This is a genomic window from Pseudomonas morbosilactucae (assembly GCF_023241715.1).
Taxonomy (GTDB): domain Bacteria; phylum Pseudomonadota; class Gammaproteobacteria; order Pseudomonadales; family Pseudomonadaceae; genus Aquipseudomonas; species Aquipseudomonas morbosilactucae.
On the sequence record NZ_JALQCW010000013.1, the window covers coordinates 93,204 to 115,177 of the forward strand.

A 21,974-nucleotide genomic window follows, 5' to 3' on the forward strand; every position below is an offset into this window, starting at 1 on the left:
CCCGCCTGACAACCACAGCAGATCACTGAAAAACGGACGGGCTTCAACCTCGATGACCAGGGCGCCAGCGCGCCCCTGGCTCAGGGCAAGTAGAGCTTGAACAGCGCGCCGCCCAGGGGGCCGCCATTGCTGATTTCGGTGTGGCCGCACACGCCGTTGCGCTGGTGCAGCGCGGCAATCCGCCCGGCAAAGTACAGACCCAGGCCCGTGCTGCCACTGCTGTGATTGATGCCCTGCACATAATCGGCCTGCCGCTCGATCATCTGCGCCGGGTAACCTTCACCGTCATCATTGATGGTCAGCACCGTTTGCCCGGCCTCATCGTGCACGCTGATCAACAGCGCATGGCGTGCGTAGCGGATGGCGTTGTTAATGCTGTTGGCCAGCACCGAGGCGATCAGCTCCCGGTCGAAAAAGCCCAAGGGGCTCAAGGGGTCGACGTCGTAGGTCACGGCAATGCCCCGACTCTTGAACACGTCTTGGTGGCCAACCAGTTGCGCTTCGATAAAGTCATCCAGCTCGTGATAGGCCGGCTGCAAAGGCAACTGGTTGACCCCGAGCTTATAAAGACCCAACAGCTGCACCAGCATGCCGTTGAGGTGGGCGAACTCGAACTCGATCACCCCTTGCTCCGCGGATTGCTGCTGCGGATCGGGCAAGCGCGCCAGCCACTGGGCATGGGCCTGCATCAGCATGGTCAGGGAGTTTTTCATGTCGTGCACGGTGGACGCGATCACCGTCGAAAAATCTAGCGCCTGCTGGTCATCACTCATTCGCCGAACGCCTTGCTTCGCAGCTTCTGGTAGCGCGGATAACGCGCATCGGTATCGGGCATCATGCCAACCGTCTTCAAACAGGCCTGGCACTCTTCAAGCAGTGCCTGGTCGCGGCTGGCATCAATGCCATGCAACAGCGATTGCGCCATGTTCAGGGCAATACTGATGTTCTTCGGTTGCATCGCCAGGGCGCGCCGGAACAGCTCGCGCGCCTCATCCAGGGTGCCGGCCTTGTAGCTGCGCACACCCTGGCGGTTGAGATCGGCGGCCGCGTTGGAGGAACTGAGAATCTCCGGGTCGTCGGTGAGCTTGGCGATCCCCTGCATGACCTTGGGATCGTCACCGTAGATTTCCGCACAGTTCTTCAACATCGAGGCACCGGCGCTGGCCTGCCCCAGCATTTGCAGCTGCTTGGCCACCAACAACGCGGCCTCGGGGCTCATGAACTGCTCCATGCCGTCCAGGCGCATCATGGCCTGCTCGGTGAGCTTTTCGGCCGTCTCGGCGTCGTTGAGCAACAAACTGGTCGCCTTCATCAGCCGCGCACGGATCTGCAACCCCGGGTCGCTGGGGTTTTCCTTGGCCACGGCGCTGAGGGTGGTGTTGATTTCCAGGCGCGTGCGGGTATCCAGGCCCTTTTCGCTGCCCTTGCTGATCAGTGCATGGGCCAGGCCGAGGTTGCTTTCCGGGTCTTTGAAGCGTGACTGCGCGCCTTGGCTGACCGCCTGGCGATAGGCCCTGGAAGCGGTGTCGAAGTCTTCGTTGGTCATCGCCAACTTACCCAGCAGGGCCTGGCGGCGCACGGCCAGCGGCGACAGGCGCACCGCCTCTTCCAGCACCCGCTGGGCACGCTTGGCGTCGCCCTCGGCAACCAGCACGTCGGCCAGACCGTCATACAACCCCGGCATCATCGGGAAGACCTTCAAGGCCTTTTCATAGACCGCCTTGGCCTCCCCCATCTGCCCGCGCTTGACCAGCAGGCGGCCCAGGCCGACGAAAGCCCAGGGCAATGGCCGATCGGCCAGGATGGTGTTGTAGAGGCGCTCGAGGGTCTCGTTCTGATTCATGTCCCGCAGCGCGTCGGCACGGTAGCGCAGGCACAACGGCGCATAACGCGGGTCCTGCTTGCACAGGGCGATACAGGCATTGAGCACTTCGACCGGCTTGCCGCGATCCAGCGCCTGCAGGATCGGCTGCAGCAAGGTCTTGCGCTGTTGCAGGCGCTCCAGGCGCTGCGCCAGGCCGGAACGGTTGAAGGGTTTGGTCAGGTACGCATCCGGCTCATGCTCCAGGGCACTGAGCACCATGGCCTGGCTGCTTTCGGCCGTGACCATCAGGAACACGCTTTCGTGGCTGATGAGCTTTTCCAGCATCAGGTCTTCGAGCACCTGCTGGCCGTTCTTCTTGCCATCGCCCAGGTGGTAATCCTGCAGGATGAAGTCATAGCGCTTCTGCGCACACATGCGCAGCGCCTGCTCACCGCTGTCGGCGGTGTCCACGTCCTTGACGCCCAGCTCACGCAACATCGAGCGGACCGAGCTACGGAAGTCCGAGAAATCATCGACGATCAAAAAGCTTTTTTGGTGGTACGCCAGCATCGAAGATTCCAGGCAATTAAGAAGATGAAACCAAAGGCCAGTGCAATAACCCGCTCAGCTTCGCAGCCCATTTTTCGGCGCGCAGATAATAACTGCTGGCAAGGGGCTATCAAGCACTTTCCTGTAAACCTGTGATGCACCCGGCACACCCGGGGCACGGGGGCTGCCCGATCGACGAACACAGCCGCCCTTGGGGTTATCGGCCGACTACGGGATTCCCTTATAGACGCGTTGCAGCAATTCACGGCTTAGTGACTGCCCCTTGAACCCTCCACAGCAGGGCTGCCCCGAGAACGCCATCGAGGCCGCGCCTCACACCTTGGATTTTGAAACATCAACTGATAGTTTGCAGCGCCTCGTTGCCAGGACCGGCTACCTCACTTCACACACCTCGTTGTGGAGCCGATGTCGAGCGCAGGCAATGCACAAGTCATGACCAAATGGAGTTAACAATGACTGACCACAGTCGTGCGATCGGCGGCATCGAACTGGAACAATTCATGGACCGCCTCGAGGCCGAAGACCAGGGCAGCGAAACCCTGCTGGCCCAACTGCGCGCCCAACCACTGCGAGCCGACTCCCTGGTTTCGATCGACCGCCTGCATTCACTGTGGATGAACGCCGGCGATGCCACCGCAGCCCGCTCCGTGCTTGACCAGGACGGCGATGCCCTGCTGGCCGTCGTCCCCTCCACGGCCCGCGGCGAACTGCAGATGAACCTGAACATCCTGCGCCTGCGGGTGGCCAACTTCCTCGATCAAGACAGCGAAATCCTCAAGGTGCTCGAGTCCCTGGACCCCACTGCGGGCGCGCCGCTGGACTTCGACATCGAGCACTATCGTCGGCACCGAATTTTCAATGAACTGGAACAGGGCAGCCTCGAGGTCGCCCTGAAAACCATCGACGCACGCTACGCCCTGACCCTGATCAATCCGGCCCGTGAGCTACTGCGATCCTGGGACGCGACTGACCGCCATCGGCGCCGATCCTTGGTGCTGTGGCGCCACGAACGCCCTGAAGAAGCCCGCGAAGCTGCCCTGGAGGCGGTCAGCGCTCTGCGTGCGTCCGGCCCCGAGCAAGATGTCGATGCCAATGACTGGGTCTGGCTGGGCAACTCGCTGATCGAAATCATCCCCCTGCGCCTGGCGCTGTTCGAACAACCCGTCACCCAACTGACCGCCGGCCTGTCGCTGCCACGGCGCCGAGAGTGGGACGTGCGCCTGGCACGCCTAACGGCACGTGCCCAGCACGCCTTGGGCGATCTACCGGCAGCATTGAAAATCTGCACCAGCGCAGCCCTGAGCCTGGACTCCGAAGGCGGCGACAACTTCATCGAATACGAACTGCCCTGGCTTATGGAAAACCGCCAGGTTGACGCTGCCGGGCATCGAGCCTTCATCGACATCTATGAAATGCGCGGTGAGATGTGGCAAGGCACCGCACGCCTGGTTCATGAGCGCTTGCATCAGACGGACGACCCGTCGGTCTGGTGGCCCCTGTGTGTAATGCGTGCCTGCAACGACCATGAAGTGCTGCAGAACTTCCTTGTCGCACTCCCGGAAATCGACACATCGGTCCCGGCCCCAACCCCGCTGCTGGATGCGCTGTACCGTTCCATGGAAGACCCGCAAGCCCATCTGGACAACGTGTTTGCCGAGGCCAGGGCGGAGGCGCAACGACGCTCGCCGGAGCACCCATGGATCACCCGGCTGACCGCCGTGTATGACGCCGGTATCGGCGCGATCGATGCCGCCACAGAACTCGCGCTGTTGCAGGGCGCCATCCAGGCCGGGCGCATGCAGGACAATCGCAGCGCCTACGCCCTGTTCTGCGCTCAGGTAAAGACCCTGGGGCTGATCGAGGCACTGCAACTGCCGGTTCCAACCCTGCCCAGCGGCATGTATGCCTACAACTACGCCGCCTCGATTGACGACTTGGTGGAAAAAGAAACAGAGACGCTGCCTGAAGAGACCAGAGACCAAGCCTATACGCTGTTGAGGTACGCGCAAAAAGCCGTCTATGAACAGGGCCAGGCCAATATGGAGCGCTACTTCAGCACCGGCAGCGGGCACCCGTTCGACGCCTGCGCCCACCTCTACTCCATGCTCTGCAACAACCTGGCCATCAACTACCGCTTCTACAACGGGCAGAACCTGTACCAGGAAGCCATCGAGCTGCACCTGCGGGGCATCGCGGCCAGCTCCTTCGCCGAGCACTACCAAGGCCTGCTCAGCAACCGTATCGGCCTTGAAGACAACCCGGGCATCGTCGATGCGGCAGAGCAGCTGTGGCATTACGCCAGGGAATACGGCTACAGCCGTCACGCCCCGGACGACTACCTGCAGAGCGTGGTCTACGCCCTGTACCAGATGGATCGGGACGGGGAGATCCCGATCTGGCTTGAGCGCGCACTCAAGTGGCAGGAAGACCAAGGCATCAGCGATGAGCAATTGAGCGTTGCTTCGCTGTTCGCACGCCTGCAAGTGGCCCGCTACCTGGCCCACGCCAACCCGGAGAACGCCTATGGTCTGTGGCTGCGCTACGAGCCCCATGTGCACAGGCTGCAAGACAATTCGCTGATGTCCTCGGCGGTCTACATATTCAAGGCCCTGGGGCGCAACGACGAAGCGATCGACTATTGCCATCGGACCCTGGCGCTATGCGCCCCCGACGTGGACTACGACGTGCGCTGCCGGGGCTGGATCCAAACCACCCTGGCGGAACTCCAGGCGCCAGAGAAACCGGCGGGCAAAAGCTGGTGGCAGATATGGAAGTAAGCCCCGACAAACGCACCTCGGGCTACGCCCCACGCAACGCGCTGAATGCCGACGAACTGAAGCGCGGCATTCTTGAGCGCAGCCAGGCCCGGGGCGACGAGGGGCCGGTGCGCCAATGGCTGCTGAACCATTTCTATCGGCACCTGGTGGGCAACTTTGAACCGGCCCGAAGCATCCAGAGCCTTGAGGACGCAACCACGGCACTGGGCTCGGACGCCTTGCCACCGTGGGTTGCCGGGCACTTCAACAGCCTGGCCAAAAACTCGGCGCACGAGGCTCCAGCCGCCGCGCCCTTGGTCTGGGTCGATCCGCAGTGCCCGGCCCTGCTGCAACAAGAAGCGCTGCTGGTGGAGTTCCTGACGTCGCGCAGCGGCACGGCCCTGGCGGGCAAACTCGACCGCATCAACTGCCCGCAAGCCTTGGCGCTGTGGGAAAAGGAACACGCGCAAATGGCCGCCCGGGTCGAGCAAGGCTGGCGCCAAAGCCAGCCCGACGCCCTGCGCGTGGCGGTTGCGGCGACCGACCACGTTCTACTGGAACTGATCCACGACAGCCCCCATCTGCGCGCCGAGATGGCCTTTGAAAGCTACGTGATGCGCCACTGCCTCGGGCAATTCGCCGACCGCAAAGGCTTGAGCGGCGGCTACGGCGAGCGCTACGCCGAGTCAGTGGAACAACAGCACATGCGTGTGTTCAGCCTGCGCGACGCCCAGGGCCAGCCCCACATCACCATCAGCCTGATCGTGCAGGCCGATGGTTCGCTGACGGTGGAGCAAGTCAAAGGCAAGCAGAACCGCCCGCCCATCGAACGCTACTTCCAGGACCTGCTCACCTGCCTGAACGCCTTGGGCACCGATGGGCAAACGCCGGCCGACTGCGTCGCTATCGGCATTGTGCGCACCGACGCCGGCTGGCGGCGCATCGAAGACGTAACTGATCCAGCGGCTCAGACCCAACTGGTGGCGCGTTACCCGCAACTTTTCTATCGACTGGACGCACCGTCGGCGATGGTCGAGTGGCTAGTCGCCGCGCGCCAATCCGACCTGCTGCAGCAAGTGGCGCCCCGGGCTGCGTCGGTCAAATACGCCACCCGGCACATTTTCAACAAAAGCCCCTGGCCACCACGCCTGCCGGACGATCCCCTGTACACCACCGAAGGTGTGCAATGGGCGGACATGTCGCCGCAGCAGGCCGAAGAAATCAGCGCCTGGCAGGCCCGCAACTCCTGAGGCAGACCCAATGACTCCCCTAGTGATCCTGTTCGCGACGTGGTTTGGCATCTGGTACTGGCGCCGCAAGCGCAACACCAGCACGTCATCCTTCTCGCCACGCAAGCAATGGGCCCTCACCCTGGCCCAGCCCATGGTCGATGCCACCGGAATGACCGGTTTTTTCGACCCTGGCACCGACCATTTCGCAGACACCGCCAAGCTGTCCCTCAGGGCGCCACTGCTGCACCAGGGCGGCTTTCGCAACAACGCGACAGACGACGAAGTGCGCGAACACTTCAACACCACCCTGGAACGGCACTGGTTTCGCATCGACCTGCAAAACCTGTCCGCCACCGACGACCCGCGGGCCGCCATGGCATTTGCCTGCGTACGCAGCGCCTTCTTCGTACGTTGCGCCATGCTCATGAACTGGATCGAAGCCGAAGCCGGCTGGCGCGTGCTGCTGCTCAACGCCCAACGGGCCCAGGACTGCTTCGACGGTTGGGAAGCGTTCGGCGAGGCCTATATCCTCGGGCGCCGGCAATGGGTGGCCGCCTTCAGGGCCGACTCCCTGGGCAAAACCTTCAGCGAAGCCAGCCTCAACACCCTGTTAACCCCCAAAACCGGCGCCTGGGCCGGCCAGCCATGGCACGAACTGCCAGCGTTCAGCCCAAGGGCGACTGAATAGCGGTGGATGGCAAGATTGAAGCCCTGCCAAGCAAGTGGGGTTGTTTACATACGGCATGAGTGACCTGCAAGGCAGATCGTTAATCGAAGCCGCAAAAAATACAGGTTGAATATGGAAAAAGGGCGCCCTCTAAGTGGGCGCCCTTTTTCTTTCAGACTGAACCAACAGTGGCCACGCTCGGCCGCTCATAGTGATTAACAATGGCGATTCACAGCTGACACCCCATCAGCTCTTAGTCGGAAAATTTATTTGCAGCCAACTCTTAACTCAAATCATCGGCCTTTTGAAATTACGTCACTCATGTATTGATTCAAATCGCGAAAATCCTGAACCTTCCAGGAGAACGGCGGCACTTTCACACCATTTTCCTTCAATGTTCTTGGAATCAAGTCGCCATTGGGACGGAGTATTATCGACGACACAATGACGCCGGGATAATCATTCAGCCGCTTCTTGAACGCAACGGTTCTCAAATCAGGCGTAGGAGGATTGCTTTTATTAGCCAATGGCCCTGTGCCTTTGAGGTCCGCCCCGTGGCACATGACGCATCGCTGCAAATAGATGTTTTTCCCATTCGCATTCTCCGCAAAGGACAAGGGTGCTTGTATCAGCGATAAAACCCCTAACGAAGCGATGAATAATATTCTCATTTCCATATGGCCTTGTTGTGTAGGTCAGATCTGAATAGAGGGCAACAGGGGGGCAGCCGCTTTTGCAGCACTGAATAAGAATTCCCGCCGGCCTTCCATCAGCATCTTCCTTGAACGGTGAATACGAAAAAGCCCCTCCAGGTCATCCTGAAAGGGGCTTTATTTATTCTCCTGCTGCCACGTAGCTGTCATCGATAAACGCAGTAGCCAGGGGAATGGCCGGAAAGGCCGAAATATTTGGTGTCCCAGGGCAGGTTCGAACTGCCAACCTTCCCCTTAGGAGGGGGATGCTCTATCCAATTGAGCTACTGAGACAAGGCCGCAAGCGCCATGGAGGACACGGCGCGAAGGACGGCGTGCATGTTAACGGGCATGCCTGAATTTGTCATGTGATCCATAGGGCTTTTTATAACGGCGCAAAGGCCCGGCCAGCTTGATCGGGATGGCAGTCGTGCAAATTGCATCACCGCAAAAAGCCATCATTGCAAAATGCAATAAACCACCATCGGAAAAACAATATAAGTTATTGTTTTTAAAGTATTTTTAAATAGAATATCGATTGGCATGGGCGCTGCTTATTAACTCTGCAAAACAACAGCGGAGACAAGCCCCATGAGCAGCACACTCTTTTTACTGAACGCTATCGCCATCACCGTGCTGCTGGTTTTTCAATTTCAACCCGATAACCATGCCGTTCAAGCCGCCGCCAACGTCTCGCAATACACCCAGCGCCAAGCGCCGCAACTGGCCGTGATGAATAGCCAGACGGGCGTCGGCATGGAAACCCGAGTGACGCAAAAACAGTCACCGGCACCCACAGCGACTCCACGATCTGCAAGCTGGGTATTTTAAGACCGCTGACCCTGCCAAATAGGAAGCCATCATGCCCCTTCTCACCAAAAGCCTGCTGGCCCTCGCCCTCTTGAGCGGCCTCCTGAGTTTTGTGCTGCCGCAAGCGAGTACCGGCAACGTGCCGCTGATTGCCTGCGGGGTGTTTTTCAGCTTCTTCGTACTGGCCTTGATGATTGGCCGCAGGATTAAATTTGACCCGGTACTGCGCTGACGCCGGCACGACGCAATATCTGCAGGAAACGCCTCACTGCCGTGGCCAACTCGCCTGAGTTGTCCACTTGCTCAATAGCCTCGGCTTCGGCCTGAGTCACGGCGACAAATCTTTGGTTGCGCTGCAACCTGGCCTCGATGCCCATAGCACTTTCCCGACCACGAGCAATCAATCGTTGGCGCAAGACCTCGCAATCCACCGTCAAGAGAACGGGCAACAACAAGGGGTAGCGCAGGCGAGCCTGCTGCAGATGAGCCCTGGAACCGTTGACCAACACATGCACGCCTTCCGCCAGCCAGCGATCCACTTGCATGGGAATGCCGTAACCCAGCCCATTGGCGTGCCAGGACAAAGCAAACTCGCCGTGCTCGGCCATGCGCTTAAATTCAGCAGCAGAAACCTCTTGTGCCGCCTCCCCCACCGACTCTGCCGAACGGGTGATAACCCGCTGGGCCACGTGGCAGCCCATCTGCTGCAGCGACGGGCGGGCGGCATCGATCAAGCTGTCCTTGCCCGCACCGGAGGGCCCCATCAGATAGATCAGTCTACCGGGCATGGTTAAGCGTCCTGAGATACACACCTAGTAAATCGGCCATTTGCCACTATTCTCTAACAGGTAGGGAGCAACGTAAGAATCCGCATAGCCTGCGCCTTGGCGCAAGCAGTGACACCTTCTGTGGAGCAGCGGGATGCGGCCAGATCAGCGGACTAAAGCGAGCTTTTCAAACCAGTCCGCATTTCTGATAATTGGTGCTGGCATAACGCCTTTATCCAGTTCAATATTTGTCACAGAATTGACGCCAAGGATCTGGCAACTTTGAGGCATGATGCGGGCCTCTTAGCAATTCAGGTTGAACATTTGGCAGCAACGCTTGTCCTAACTGACATCCTGCGGCCAATCCCGAGAACCGCTCCCCTGAACTAACCGGTTAAAAATATGCGCCCATTGAAACAGGCAATTTATTCCAGCCGTACGGCTGACAAGTTCGTCGTACGTCTACCCGACGGGATGCGTGAACGCATTGCCGAGGTGGCTCGCAATCATCACCGCAGCATGAACTCCGAAATCATCGCGCGCCTGGAACAAAGTCTTATTCAGGAAGGCGCCTTGGGTGAAGAGCTCAGCATGCGCCTGGACAGCCCAGAGCTGTCTTTGCATGAACGCGAACTGCTTCAACGTTTCCGTCAACTCTCCCATCGTCAGCAAAACGCTTTGGTTTCGCTGATTGCTCATGACGCCGAAATGGCCGCAGACGCCACCTGATTACATCCCGAAAGCTAAAGCCAGCCTAGTGCTGGCTTTTTTTTGCCCGCCATTTGCCAAAGAAGCGCCACAAGGGCGCTTCTTCGTCTGGCATCAATAAAGGAATGGCGCAGCCCATCAGGCTACGCCAGGCACTCAAAGCAGGAAGATCGTCGCCAGCCCGAGGAAGATGAAAAAGCCGCCGCTGTCGGTCATGGCAGTGATCATCACGCTGGCCCCCATCGCCGGATCGCGCCCCAGGCGAGCCAAGGTCATCGGGATCAACACCCCCATCAAGGCCGCCAGCAGGAGATTGAGGGTCATTGCCGCAGTCATTACCACACCCAGCGACCAGCTGCCGTACAACAGGTACGCCACGACACCAATCACCCCCCCCCAGACCAAGCCGTTAATCAGGCCAACTGCCAGCTCCTTGCGCATCAAGCGAGAGGTGTTGCCGGTGCTGACTTGGTCCAGCGCCATGGCGCGCACGATCATGGTGATGGTCTGGTTGCCCGAGTTACCGCCAATACCTGCCACGATCGGCATCAACGCCGCCAAGGCGACCAGCTTCTCGATGGAGCCCTCGAACAAGCCGATCACCCGCGATGCAACGAAGGCAGTAATCAGATTGACGGCCAGCCAGGCCCAACGGTTACGCAGGGATTTCCAGACCGAGGCAAAGATATCCTCCTCTTCCCGCAGACCGGCCATGTTGAGGACTTCGGTTTCACTTTCCTCACGAATCAGGTCGACCATTTCGTCGATGGTCAAACGGCCGATCAACTTGTCGTTCTTGTCGACCACCGGGGCCGAAATCAAGTCGTAACGCTCAAAGGCCTGGGCCGCGTCGTAGGCGTCTTCGTCGGGGTGGAAGCTCACCGGGTCGCTGGCCATGACTTCCGAGACTTGCTTGTCCGGGTCATTGACCAGCAGGCGCTTGATTGGCAACACGCCCTTGAGCACGCCGTCGTAATCCACCACAAACAATTTGTCAGTGTGGCCCGGCAACTCTTTAAGACGGCGCAGGTAGCGCAACACCACTTCCAGGCTGACGTCTTCGCGGATGGTTACCATCTCGAAGTCCATCAGGGCGCCGACCTGCTCGTCGTCATAGGACAAAGCAGAACGCACACGCTCACGCTGCTGGCTGTCCAGGGCCTCCATCAACTCGTGGACGACGTCTCGCGGCAGCTCAGGGGCCAAGTCAGCGAGTTCGTCGGCATCCATCTCCTTGGCAGCAGCCAGGAGCTCGTGATCGTCCATGTCGGCGATCAGGGTTTCACGTACGGAGTCGGATACTTCGAGGAGGATGTCGCCGTCACGCTCAGCCTTGACCAGCTGCCAGACGGTCAGACGCTCGTCCAGGGGCAAGGCTTCGAGAATGTAGGCAACGTCGGCGGAGTGCAGGTCATCGAGCTTGCGCTGCAGCTCGACGAGATTTTGCCGGTGAACCAGGTTTTCTACCCGGTCCTGGTGATGGCCTTCCTGGCGATGAGTCAGGTCTTCGACCACTCGCTGGCGCTGCAACAGCTCAATGACTTGAGCCAGACGGTCCTGCAAGCTTTCTTGGGTCTTTTTTACTTCTACTACTTCGGTCATAGGCGAACTCCTCTCCCAGCAGAGGAGCACGCCGGAAGGATCAATCAGTCAATTCATGATTGTGAAAACGAGGTAATGAGCAACTACTGGGTAAGTCCATGGAGGTATTCCACAAGCCCCGGCGGGGCTGACGGGCGCAATCATACACCGCTTGGCAGCTTTAAACGTTAAAAAACCGTGGCAAGAACAAGCGCTTGCAGCACAAAGCTGAACAGCAGCCGAATCTATGAATCTGCGACGCATCATCCGAAAAAGAAAACACACGGGTGCGGAAAAAAGATCCAGGCAAACCGACACCCCCGGCGAATCGTTCCGACTGCCGCATAGGGTTGCCGGACGAAGACAAGTACACGCCCCTTACGACAGCTGCCGCGCAGGTAACGTTCAAATAAGGGGGCGGTTAAGAAGGGAGAGGAAAAAGTACAAACGGCAGAAAGCAAAAAGCCCGCATCAGATGCGGGCTTTTTGGTGTTTGGTGCACTCGACAGGATTCGAACCTGTGACCGCTCGGTTCGTAGCCGAGTACTCTATCCAGCTGAGCTACGAGTGCATTTGTGTTTTTAGACCAGATCACAACTGGTTGAAGCAAGTCATCTGCATTGCTGCCTACAACTCTTAAATGGTGCACTCGACAGGATTCGAACCTGTGACCGCTCGGTTCGTAGCCGAGTACTCTATCCAGCTGAGCTACGAGTGCATTTGTTGCCGCGCATTATAGGCCGTTAAATCTTTTTGTAAAGCACTTTTTCTAGTAATTTCAACAACTTACCGAAGAAGCCAGATTACAACGTACTACGCAAATAATGGCGGAGAACGGGGGATTCGAACCCCCGACACCCTTTTGAGGTGTACTCCCTTAGCAGGGGAGCGCCTTCGGCCACTCGGCCAGCTCTCCGCAACACGGGGCGTATATTAACCACCTTTATCCCCGTTTGCAAACATAAAAAACGATAAAAATTAATGGCTTGGTTCTTCGTCCTTCTCTTTCTTGATCCGCAGGTAGATTTCCTCACGGTGAACGGCCACTTCCTTGGGGGCGTTGACACCAATACGCACTTGATTGCCTTTGACGCCGAGCACGGTCACGGTGATTTCGCCATCACCAATAATCAGGCTTTCTGCACACCGACGAGTCAGAATCAGCATACCTTTCTCCTCACGCATTACATTTCAGGGACAACAGTCTGCAAAAAAAAGGGTGTCGGACTACAAGCACAATGGCCCTAGCCCTACACGCCTTAGTATTGACTAGCGCGGACAAAAGAACAGATTTCCGTCACGCCGATCAAAAACGACAAAGGGCGCGGTCAGACCGCGCCCTTTGCTCAACGCATCACTCGCCCTGGCGGGCAGGAGCGTCCAGTTCGAAAGCCGTGTGCAGAGCGCGCACAGCCAGTTCCAGGTACTTCTCTTCGATCACCACGGAAACCTTGATTTCCGACGTCGAGATCATCTGGATGTTGATGCTTTCCTTGGCCAGGGCTTCGAACATACGGCTGGCAACGCCTGCGTGAGAGCGCATGCCAACACCTACGATCGATACCTTGGCGATATCCACGTCACCGACGACTTCACGGGCACCGATCTCGCGAGCGGTGTTTTCCAGCACGGTCTGTGCGGCCACGTAGTCGTTGCGATGCACGGTGAAGGTGAAGTCGGTGGTGTTATCGTGCGCCACGTTCTGCACGATCATGTCGACTTCGATGTTGGCGCCGCTGATAGGCCCCAGGATCTTGAAGGCCACGCCAGGGTGATCTGGCACGCCACGGATAGTCAGCTTGGCTTCATCGCGGTTGAAAGCGATGCCGGAAATGATCGGCTGTTCCATGGATTCCTCTTCATCAATAGTAATGAGGGTGCCCGGACCCTCCTGGAAGCTGTGCAACACGCGCAGCGGAACGTTGTACTTGCCGGCGAATTCAACCGCACGGATCTGCAACACCTTGGAACCGAGGCTGGCCATTTCCAGCATCTCTTCGAAGGTGATCTTGTCCAGGCGCTGAGCCTTGGCCACTACCCGTGGGTCGGTGGTGTAGACCCCATCCACATCGGTGTAGATCTGGCACTCGTCAGCCTTCAAGGCCGCCGCCAGGGCCACACCGGTGGTGTCTGAGCCGCCACGACCCAGGGTGGTGATGTTGCCGTTCTCGTCAACGCCCTGGAACCCGGCGACCACAACCACTCGACCGGCCTTCAGGTCGGCACGAATCCGCTGATCGTCGATCTGCAAGATCCGCGCTTTGTTGTGCGCACTGTCCGTCAGAATCCGCACCTGGTTGCCGGTATAGGAAACCGCCGGCACACCGCGCTTGATCAGCGCCATGGCCAGCAAGGCGATGGTCACCTGCTCACCCGTGGAAACGATCACGTCCAGTTCACGGGGAACCGGTTTGTCTTCGCCACTGATTTGCTTGGCAAGATCGATCAGACGGTTGGTCTCGCCACTCATGGCAGACAGTACAACCACCAGGTCAGTACCGGCTTCGCGGAACTTCTTAACCTTGTCGGCGACCTGTTCGATTCTCTCGACAGAGCCGACCGAGGTGCCTCCAAATTTCTGTACGATCAAAGCCATTTTCTAAGCCGCCTCAGCCCGTAAAGGGGCGCCTATTAAACAATCAAACTGCACAGGGCAAGTAGCCCGCCACTAGACGACGGGCCCGGCCTGGAGCCTTAAATGCCCTGCTCGACAAAAGGTACGGTCAGCGCCAGCGCGGCATCCAGCGCGGCAGCGTCAACACCACCGCCCTGTGCCATGTCTGGACGACCACCGCCCTTCCCGCCCACTGCCGCAGCGGCTTGCTTCATCAAATCACCGGCTTTGAGTTGGCCAGTCAGGTCTTTGGTTACGCCTGCAACCAGAACGACCTTTTCCTCATGGACACTGCCGAGCAGGATCACTGCGCGACCGAGTTTGTTTTTCAACTGATCGACCAGCGCCAACAGCGCCTTGCCATCTTGACCGTCCAAGCGCGCCGCCAGCACTTTCACGCCCTTGACGTCCTGGGCCGAAGCCGACAGGTCGTCACCGGCGGCACTGGCCGCTTTGGCTTGCAGCTGCTCGAGTTGTTTCTCCAGCAGACGGTTGCGCTCCAGCACGGCCGAGAGCTTGTCGATCAGGTTGTCACGGCTGCCCTTGACCAGGCTGGCCGCTTCCTTGAGTTGTTCTTCCGCAGCGTTCAGGTAGGCCAGCGCCGCAGCGCCGGTGACCGCTTCAATACGGCGTACGCCGGACGCCACACCACCTTCGCTGATGATTTTCAGCAGGCCGATGTCGCCGGTACGGTTGGCGTGAATACCACCGCACAGCTCGACCGAGAAGTCGCCGCCCATGCTCAGTACACGCACGTTGTCGCCGTACTTCTCGCCGAACAGCGCCATGGCGCCTTTTTGCTTGGCGGTTTCGATATCGGTCTCTTCGGTTTCCACCGCGGAGTTCTTGCGAATCTCGGTGTTGACGATGTCTTCCAGGGCCTTGAGCTGCTCCGGCTTGATGGCTTCAAAATGGCTGAAGTCAAAGCGCAAGCGCTGGCTGTCCACCAGGGAGCCCTTCTGCTGCACGTGCTCCCCCAGTACCTGGCGCAATGCGGCATGCAGCAAGTGAGTGGCCGAGTGGTTCAGCGAAGTCGCGTGACGCACCTCAGCAGCCACCTGGGCCTCCACCGGGGCGCCAACAACCAGGCTGCCGGACGCCAACACACCGTGGTGCAGGAACGCGCCGCCGGTTTTGGTGGTGTCGCGCACGTCGAAACGCGCGGTGCCGGCCTGCAGGTAACCGCAATCACCGATCTGACCACCGGATTCAGCGTAGAACGGCGTCTGGTCCAGGACCACGACCCCTTCTTCACCTTCGCTCAGTACGTCGACCGATTGCCCTTCTTTATAGAGGGCGACCACTTTGGCCGAACCACTGGTGGCGTGATAGCCGGTGAACTCGGTGGCCACATCGACCTTGACCAGACTGTTGTAGTCCATGCCGAAGGAGCTGGCGGAACGGGCGCGCACACGCTGGGCTTCCATCTCGCGCTCAAAGCCGGCCTCGTCGAGGGTCAGGCTGCGTTCACGGGCGATGTCGCCGGTCAGGTCCATAGGGAAACCGTAGGTGTCGTAGAGCTTGAACACCACGTCGCCCGGCACCACGTCGCCTTTAAGCTCGGCCAGGTCCTGCTCGAGGATCTTCAGGCCCTGCTCCAGGGTCTTGGCGAACTGTTCTTCTTCAGCCTTGAGCACGCGCTCGATATGCGCCTGCTGGGATTTCAGCTCAGGGAAGGCTTCGCCCATCTCGGCCACCAGCGCGGCGACGATCTGATAGAAGAAACTGCCCTTGGCGCCCAGCTTGTTGCCATGGCGGCAAGCACGACGAATGATCCGGCGCAGCACGTAGCCACGACCTTCGTTGGACGGCAGCACGCCATCGGCAATCAGGAAGCCACAGGAACGGATGTGGTCAGCCACTACTTTCAACGACGCTTGGGCATCATTGCTGCAACCGATGGCCTTGGCCGCAGCGTTCAGCAGGCTTTGGAACAGGTCGATTTCATAGTTGGAGTGAACGTGCTGCATCACCGCACTGATCCGCTCCAGGCCCATGCCGGTGTCGACCGACGGCGCTGGCAACGGATGCAACACGCCATCGGCGGTGCGGTTGAACTGCATGAATACGTTGTTCCAGATCTCGATGTAACGGTCGCCGTCTTCTTCCGGCGAGCCTGGCGGGCCGCCCCAGATGTCGGCGCCGTGATCGTAGAAAATCTCGGTGCATGGGCCGCACGGGCCGGTATCGCCCATGGTCCAGAAGTTGTCGGACGCGTAAGGCGCGCCTTTGTTGTCACCGATGCGCACCATGCGCTCGGCCGGCACACCCACCTGTTTGGTCCAGATGTCGTAGGCCTCGTCATCGCTGGCGTAGACCGTGACCCAGAGTTTTTCCTTCGGCAGTTTCAGCACGCCGGTAAGGAAGGTCCAGGCGAAGTTGATCGCGTCTTGCTTGAAGTAATCACCGAAGCTGAAGTTGCCCAGCATTTCGAAGAAGGTGTGGTGACGGGCGGTGTAGCCGACGTTTTCCAGGTCGTTGTGCTTGCCACCGGCGCGTACGCACTTCTGGCTGCTGACAGCGCGGGTATAGGCGCGCTTTTCTTGGCCCAGGAAGCAATCCTTGAACTGGTTCATCCCCGCGTTGGTGAACAGCAGGGTAGGGTCATTGCCCGGAATCAAAGAGCTGGAGGCTACACGGGTGTGGCCTTGCTCTTCGAAGAAGCGAAGGAAGGCTTCACGGATTTCTGCGCTTTTCATTAGGTTCTTCCACGGAGACTGCGGCCAAAGGCCTGTGCGCAACGTCAATAGACGAAACGACGGCAAAGGGCGGCATTATATCGGCGTTAATCACTTGGTACAGCGTGTTTGTACGATACACACAGTCAATTGGACGGCTAACACGGTCAGTGGCGGGAAAAGTCGACGAAAGTCGCGATCACCTGCTCGATTTGCCCACGGCTGACGTCCATATGGGTGACCAGACGCAGGCGCGATGCCGCACTGAGCTTGATCCCCCGCTCTGCGGCAAAGGCCTTGATGGCCTCGGCCCGATCGCCCATCTGCACGTAGACCATGTTGGTCTGCACCGGCTCGACCTGGTAACCCGCGTCACGCAGCCCTTCAGCCAGCACTTGGGCGTTGGCGTGGTCATCGGCCAAGCGCTGCACCTGGTGATCCAGGGCATACAGCCCCGCCGCTGCGAGAATCCCGGCCTGGCGCATGCCACCGCCTACCATCTTGCGCAGGCGCCGGGCTTGGCGATCAACTCGGGGGAACCGCAGAGCACCGAACCCACGGGCGCGCCCAAGCCCTTGGACAGGCACACCGAGACCGAGTCGAAGTGCTGGGTAATCTCCCGGGCATCCACGTTCAGTTTCACCGCCGCGTTGTACAGCCGCGCGCCGTCCAGGTGCAGGGCCAGGCCATGTTCACGGGTAAAGGCCCGTGCCTGGGCCAGGTAGGACAATGGCAGCACTTTGCCTTGCATGGTGTTTTCCAGGGCCAGCAAGCGGGTCCGGGCAAAATGAAAGTCGTCCGGCTTGATCGCGGCGGCCACCTGGGCCAGGTCCAACGAGCCATCTGCCTGGACGTCCAGGGGTTGCGGCTGGATCGAGCCGAGCACGGCCGCGCCACCCGCTTCATATTTATAGGTGTGGGCCTGTTGACCGACGATGTATTCCTCGCCGCGCTCGCAATGGGCCATCAAGCCCAGCAGATTGCTCATCGTCCCGGACGGCACGAACAGCGCGGCCGCAAAGCCCAGGCGCCGGGCCAGTTCAGCCTCCAGACGGTTGACCGTGGGGTCTTCGCCGTACACGTCATCCCCGGTCACGGCCGTGGCCATGGCATCGAACATCCCTGCGCTGGGCTGAGTCACCGTGTCGCTACGAAGATCGATCACACTCATGAAAATCCGGCCTCATCATGGGGACACCAAGGTCCTGCCTAGTAGGGAACATCCCTTTCGAGCTGAATTTCTACGGTCGCACCCCGCATTAATCAAGGCTCCAAGGGGAAAAATCTGCGCAAATAGCGAAAAAATCGATGGGCATCATCCAAAAGCCCCCATGCGCCGTTGAAAAATATGTGTTAAAAACTCACCGCCGCCGAATAATCCGGTGGCAACGTTCTCAGGGCGGGGTGCAACTCCCCACCGGCGGTAATTGCGCGCAATGCGCATAGCCCGCGAGCGCTTGGTGGCAGGCACGGCTTAGGCGGTGAATGGCAGCAAGGTCAGCAGACCCGGTGTGATCCCGGGGCCGACGGTCATAGTCCGGATGAAGAGAGAACGGGATTGGCGCCAAAGGGCCGTCCGTGGGCAGTCGTGCGAACACTCGCGCAATCGGCCGGCACGTACCCTTAAATCCCATTCGATTCATAACGCCCTGTTTTTCACACAAACAGGAGTCAGAACAGATGCAACCCACCGCAATCGATAGCAAGAGCAAACACCACCCCAACGACCGCGTCGCCTTTATCCAGGCTTGCTGGCACAAAGACATTGTCGATCAGAGCCGTAAAGGCTTTGTTGCCGAGATGCTGGCCCAGGGTTACCAGGAAAGCGACATCGACTTCTTTGAAGTCGGCGGTGCCTTTGAAATCCCGCTACACGCCAAGTTGCTGGCCAAGTCCGGTCGCTACAGCGGCATCGTCGCGGCAGGCCTGGTGGTGGACGGCGGCATCTACCGCCACGAGTTCGTCGCCCAATCGGTGATCAGCGGCCTGATGCAAGTGCAGTTGGAAACCGAAGTGCCGGTGTTCTCGGTGGTGCTCACGCCCCATCACTTCCATGCCGGCGAAGAACACCAGAAGTTCTTCTTCGAGCACTTCGTGCACAAGGGCCAGGAAGCGGCAAAAACCTGCGCCGACACCCTGCACAAGACCCGCGCCCTGCGTCGTAACGAGCCACGCGCTGTTGCGGTTTAAGCGTTAGCAGCATCGCCGGCAAGCCGGCACCTACCCTGTGGTGTAGGTGCCGGCTTGGCAGCGATCAGGCCAGTTGCTCGTCCGAGCTCGGCACAATCAGAATCCCCGCACGCAAACCGTTCTTCACCTTAGGGTTGGGGAAAATGATCCGTGCGCCCTCTTCTTCCACAATCCAGCGGGTCTGGGCGATGTCTTCGGCCAGCAGATAACCCACGTCCAATTCGGAAAAGTTCTCGATGTCCGCCGGCAGGTGCAGGTGGAAGCTGTCGCTGTGCTTGATGATTTCGCGGGCCACGCTGAACAGTTGCAAGCCCTCCAGGCTCTCTTCGCTCAACGGCGGCTCATTGCCTTCGATGATCTGCTGAAGACGGGTTTCCAGGCGTTCGACGTTAACGCCCTGGTTCTGCCCGAAAGGCCGAGCCTTGCCCAGCTCCAGAGTGAAAGCTTCAGCCCCCAGCTTGTCGTAGGTGTATGAGCTGAACACGATGGACGGTTTGTTCTGCAACAGCACCGCCTCCATGCCCGCCGCACGCAGCCGCGCCAACTCGGCACGGGAATGCTGACGACCTTCTTTCCACGGATAGAGGGCAAACTGCTCGATCTTCGAACCGCGAATGGCGGTGTGCAGGTCGTAATGCAGGCGGTTGCGGTTCGGCAGGCTGAAAAAGCTCGCCGCCAGCCGCTCCAGTTCACAAGCCCGCAGGGCTTCGGAACCGCTGCTCTGCTCATGCCGGCCGTTGAACAGCCGGTTGACGTCCTGCTCGACAAAACGCTCACCGCGGCGCATGGCCTCGGGGTTGCCGAACAGAAACAAAATACGTGCACGGGGCTTGAGGTCGCCACGGGCAATGTCATGCAATAAACGATCGAGCAACTCGATCGGCGCGGTCTCGTTGCCGTGGATCCCTGCCGACAACAACAGGTCCAGGCCGTTGTCACGAGCTTCGGGAGGCCGGACTTCCAGCGCCCCCTCGCTCAACCAGCGCATCCGCACGCCTTCGACAGTCAGTTGAGTCTTCTCCGCCGGTTCGCGACCGGCGAGGGTCAGTTCAAGCAGTTTGCCGAGGGCGAGCATAGAGCGAGCTTCCTTAGTGGGCGTGACCGCAGTCAGGGCCATGCACGTGATCATCGTCACCGGCGTCGGCCGGTTCCATTTCCAGTTGCAGACTGACCAGATTAGTCGCCAATGGGCGAAGCAGCAGGTTGGCGTATTCAGCGTCACCCTCTTCCACGTCCACGCCGATCAGCAGTTGGCCGCGGCGTCTTGCTGGATCCACAGTTCCTTGCCTTGCCACAGCACCGCCACGCGGGTGCAGGAGGTTTCCAGTTGAGTGCCGTCGGTGTCTTCAAGGATCAGCTGCAGGGAATCGCTCATGTATTACGCTCTCATCTGGGGAAAAGGCGACGCGCCCGACTCACATGAGGCGGGCGCGGGCTTTCAATTGATCTGGAATGGATAAACCGCGCCCAGTTTAAGGATTTGCGTCAGTTCATCCAATGCCGTCCGGCACTCAAGCAGCAATTGCGGGTCCGCCAGATCGCTTTCGCTCAGACGGTCGCGGTAGTGCTTGTCGACCCATTGGGTCAGGGTGTCGTACAACGGCGCGGTCATGATAACCCCGGGGTTGACCGCCGCCAGCTCGGTTTCGTTGAGAGCCACGCGCAGGCGCAGGCACGCCGGGCCACCGCCGTTCTGCATGCTCTGCTTGAGGTCGAACACCTTCACCTCGCGGATCAGGCCGCCGGAGCTGGTGAGGCTTTGCAGGTACTGCCAGACCCGCTCGTTGGCTCGGCACTCTTCCGGCACGATGAGCAACATCGAACCGTCGGCACGGGACAGCAACTGGCTGTTGAACAGGTAAGAACGCACCGCATCTTCCACCGTGACCTGGGCCCGTGGCACGCAGATCGCCTGGAAGTTGCCGCCACGCTGGGCCAGCTTGCCCTGCAACTCGGCGAGCATGTGCTCGGTCTCGAGGAACGCGTCCTCGTGGTAGAACAGCACCTCGCCGTTGCCGACCGCGATCACGTCGTTGTGGAACACACCCTGGTCGATCACCGAGGGGTTCTGCTGGGCGTACACCACGCCCTGCTCGCTCAGGCCATGCAGGCGTGCCACGGCTTGCGAGGCTTCCAGAGTCTGGCGGGCCGGGTACTTCTGCGGCGCCGGAAAACGGTTGTCGAAGGCGCTGCGGCCAAAGACAAAGAACTCGACACCGGCCTGGCCGTACTCACGGCAGAAGCGCGTGTGGTTGGCTGCACCTTCGTCACCGAACTGCGCCACCGCCGGCAAGGCCGCATGGTGGGCGAAGTGTTTCTGGTCAGCGAACATCGCCCCCAGCACACGACTGGTGGTCGGGTGCTCGATGCTGCGGTGGTACTTGCAGTTCAGGTTGGCAGCGGTGAAATGTACCCGGCCATCGGCGGTGTCGGCACTCGGGCTGACGGTGGCGGCGTTGGCCACCCACATGCTCGATGCCGAGCAACTGGCCACCAGCAGGGGCATGGCCTGCTTGGCCGCCTGCTGGATCACTTGGGCGTCGGTGCCGGCAAAACCCAGGTTGCGCAAGGCCGCCACATCTGGACGTTCCTGGGGTGCCAGGACGCCTTGCTGAAAGCCCATTTCCATCAGCGCTTTCATTTTCGCCAGGCCTTGCAAGGCCGCTTCCCGAGGGTTTGACGACTGCTGGCTGTTGCTCTGGGACGCGACGTTGCCGTAGGACAGGCCGCCGTAGTTATGGGTCGGCCCCACTAGACCGTCGAAATTGACTTCATAGGATTTCATCAGCGAGGCTCCACGAATCTGTTGTTATAGGCATCGGTATCTATACAGGGCGAGCGTATTGCACTCGTTCGCCGGCAAGCCGGCTCCACAGGAATCGGCTTACCGACAAAGAGGCCACAA

17 protein-coding genes, 4 tRNA genes, 2 pseudogenes and 1 riboswitch are annotated in these 21,974 nt (G+C 59.7%); of the genes and pseudogenes, 7 read left to right on the forward strand and 16 right to left on the reverse strand.

All coding sequences use genetic code 11. The annotated features are described in order from the left end of the window. Positions 1-80: 80 nt before the first annotated feature. The gene (locus M1B34_RS07500; RefSeq protein ID WP_123328443.1) at positions 81-773 is read right to left on the reverse strand and encodes a sensor histidine kinase; all 693 of its coding nucleotides are present in this window, start codon (positions 771-773) and stop codon (positions 81-83) included. Then, the gene (locus M1B34_RS07505) at positions 770-2,374 is read right to left on the reverse strand and encodes a tetratricopeptide repeat-containing response regulator (protein WP_268261669.1); all 1,605 of its coding nucleotides are present in this window, start codon (positions 2,372-2,374) and stop codon (positions 770-772) included. The genes M1B34_RS07500 and M1B34_RS07505 overlap by 4 nt, the downstream gene beginning before the upstream one ends. Positions 2,375-2,826: 452 nt before the next feature. Between M1B34_RS07505 and M1B34_RS07510 the strand changes: the two genes are divergently transcribed. The 3 genes from M1B34_RS07510 to M1B34_RS07520 are packed head-to-tail and all read left to right on the forward strand — an operon-like array spanning position 2,827 to position 7,050. Next, positions 2,827-5,151 (forward strand): hypothetical protein, encoded by a 2,325-nt coding sequence (locus tag M1B34_RS07510; RefSeq protein ID WP_268264780.1) that lies wholly within the window; start codon positions 2,827-2,829, stop codon positions 5,149-5,151. Continuing rightward, positions 5,142-6,380: a hypothetical protein gene (locus M1B34_RS07515; protein ID WP_123328446.1), complete on the forward strand. Its 1,239-nt coding sequence runs from the start codon at positions 5,142-5,144 to the stop codon at positions 6,378-6,380. The genes M1B34_RS07510 and M1B34_RS07515 overlap by 10 nt, the downstream gene beginning before the upstream one ends. Positions 6,381-6,390: 10 nt before the next feature. After that, positions 6,391-7,050 (forward strand): DUF1266 domain-containing protein, encoded by a 660-nt coding sequence (locus M1B34_RS07520; RefSeq protein ID WP_268261672.1) that lies wholly within the window; start codon positions 6,391-6,393, stop codon positions 7,048-7,050. Positions 7,051-7,322: 272 nt separating this feature from the next. Here the strand turns inward: M1B34_RS07520 and M1B34_RS07525 are convergent, their stop codons facing one another. Then, a complete protein-coding gene (locus M1B34_RS07525) occupies positions 7,323-7,706 on the reverse strand; it encodes a c-type cytochrome (protein WP_268261673.1) in 384 nt (127 codons plus the stop codon). A 232-nt stretch (positions 7,707-7,938) separates the two neighbouring features. Next, positions 7,939-8,015, reverse strand: a tRNA-Arg gene (locus M1B34_RS07530). A gap of 297 nt (positions 8,016-8,312) precedes the next feature. Between M1B34_RS07530 and M1B34_RS07535 the strand changes: the two genes are divergently transcribed. Further along, complete coding sequence (locus tag M1B34_RS07535; protein ID WP_268261674.1) at positions 8,313-8,552, forward strand: hypothetical protein; 240 nt, start codon at positions 8,313-8,315, stop codon at positions 8,550-8,552. Between the two features lie 31 nt (positions 8,553-8,583). Further along, positions 8,584-8,763, forward strand: coding sequence for a PA3371 family protein (locus tag M1B34_RS07540; RefSeq protein WP_123328450.1), 180 nt, complete (start codon positions 8,584-8,586; stop codon positions 8,761-8,763). Here the strand turns inward: M1B34_RS07540 and phnN are convergent. Continuing rightward, positions 8,738-9,319 (reverse strand): phosphonate metabolism protein/1,5-bisphosphokinase (PRPP-forming) PhnN, encoded by a 582-nt coding sequence (phnN, locus tag M1B34_RS07545; RefSeq protein ID WP_268264781.1) that lies wholly within the window; start codon positions 9,317-9,319, stop codon positions 8,738-8,740. The genes M1B34_RS07540 and phnN overlap by 26 nt on opposite strands. Before the next feature lie 381 nt (positions 9,320-9,700). On the opposite strand from phnN, the gene M1B34_RS07550 reads away from it, so the two are divergent. After that, positions 9,701-10,027 carry an Arc family DNA-binding protein gene (locus M1B34_RS07550; protein ID WP_003204761.1) on the forward strand — a complete coding sequence of 109 codons (327 nt, stop codon included), beginning with the start codon at positions 9,701-9,703 and terminating at the stop codon, positions 10,025-10,027. Positions 10,028-10,162: 135 nt separating this feature from the next. Here the strand turns inward: M1B34_RS07550 and mgtE are convergent, their stop codons facing one another. The 8 genes and pseudogenes from mgtE to ltaE form a co-directional block, all read right to left on the reverse strand. Next, a complete protein-coding gene (gene mgtE, locus M1B34_RS07555) occupies positions 10,163-11,608 on the reverse strand; it encodes a magnesium transporter (RefSeq protein WP_123328452.1) in 1,446 nt (481 codons plus the stop codon). Positions 11,609-12,081: 473 nt separating this feature from the next. Further along, positions 12,082-12,158, reverse strand: a tRNA-Arg gene (locus tag M1B34_RS07560). A 70-nt stretch (positions 12,159-12,228) separates the two neighbouring features. Continuing rightward, positions 12,229-12,305: transfer RNA gene (locus M1B34_RS07565), tRNA-Arg, on the reverse strand. A 107-nt stretch (positions 12,306-12,412) separates the two neighbouring features. Then, positions 12,413-12,503 (reverse strand) — tRNA-Ser (locus M1B34_RS07570). Positions 12,504-12,565: 62 nt separating this feature from the next. After that, the gene (gene csrA / locus M1B34_RS07575; protein ID WP_002554426.1) at positions 12,566-12,754 is read right to left on the reverse strand and encodes a carbon storage regulator CsrA; all 189 of its coding nucleotides are present in this window, start codon (positions 12,752-12,754) and stop codon (positions 12,566-12,568) included. Between the two features lie 187 nt (positions 12,755-12,941). Beyond that, positions 12,942-14,183, reverse strand: a complete 1,242-nt coding sequence (locus M1B34_RS07580; RefSeq protein WP_123328453.1) for an aspartate kinase — start codon at positions 14,181-14,183, stop codon at positions 12,942-12,944. A 98-nt stretch (positions 14,184-14,281) separates the two neighbouring features. Further along, positions 14,282-16,900 carry an alanine--tRNA ligase gene (gene alaS, locus M1B34_RS07585; RefSeq protein ID WP_268264782.1) on the reverse strand — a complete coding sequence of 873 codons (2,619 nt, stop codon included), beginning with the start codon at positions 16,898-16,900 and terminating at the stop codon, positions 14,282-14,284. Between the two features lie 146 nt (positions 16,901-17,046). Beyond that, a pseudogene (gene ltaE, locus M1B34_RS07590) lies at positions 17,047-18,050 on the reverse strand (low-specificity L-threonine aldolase). A gap of 215 nt (positions 18,051-18,265) precedes the next feature. Further along, a riboswitch (FMN riboswitch) is annotated at positions 18,266-18,437 on the forward strand. Positions 18,438-18,559: 122 nt separating this feature from the next. Here ltaE and M1B34_RS07595 point away from each other — a divergent pair. Next, entirely contained in the window at positions 18,560-19,069 is a 510-nt protein-coding gene (locus M1B34_RS07595; protein ID WP_123328456.1) for a 6,7-dimethyl-8-ribityllumazine synthase, read from the forward strand. Between the two features lie 64 nt (positions 19,070-19,133). Here M1B34_RS07595 and astE read toward each other — a convergent pair whose 3' ends face one another. From astE to astB, 3 genes and pseudogenes are all read right to left on the reverse strand, one after another. Next, positions 19,134-20,144 carry a succinylglutamate desuccinylase gene (gene astE / locus M1B34_RS07600; RefSeq protein WP_268264783.1) on the reverse strand — a complete coding sequence of 337 codons (1,011 nt, stop codon included), beginning with the start codon at positions 20,142-20,144 and terminating at the stop codon, positions 19,134-19,136. Between the two features lie 13 nt (positions 20,145-20,157). After that, positions 20,158-20,444, reverse strand: a pseudogene (locus M1B34_RS07605) (topoisomerase II). A 63-nt stretch (positions 20,445-20,507) separates the two neighbouring features. After that, on the reverse strand, positions 20,508-21,854 hold the full coding sequence (gene astB, locus M1B34_RS07610; protein ID WP_268261676.1) for an N-succinylarginine dihydrolase: 1,347 nt from the start codon (positions 21,852-21,854) through the stop codon (positions 20,508-20,510). Positions 21,855-21,974 lie beyond the last annotated feature (120 nt).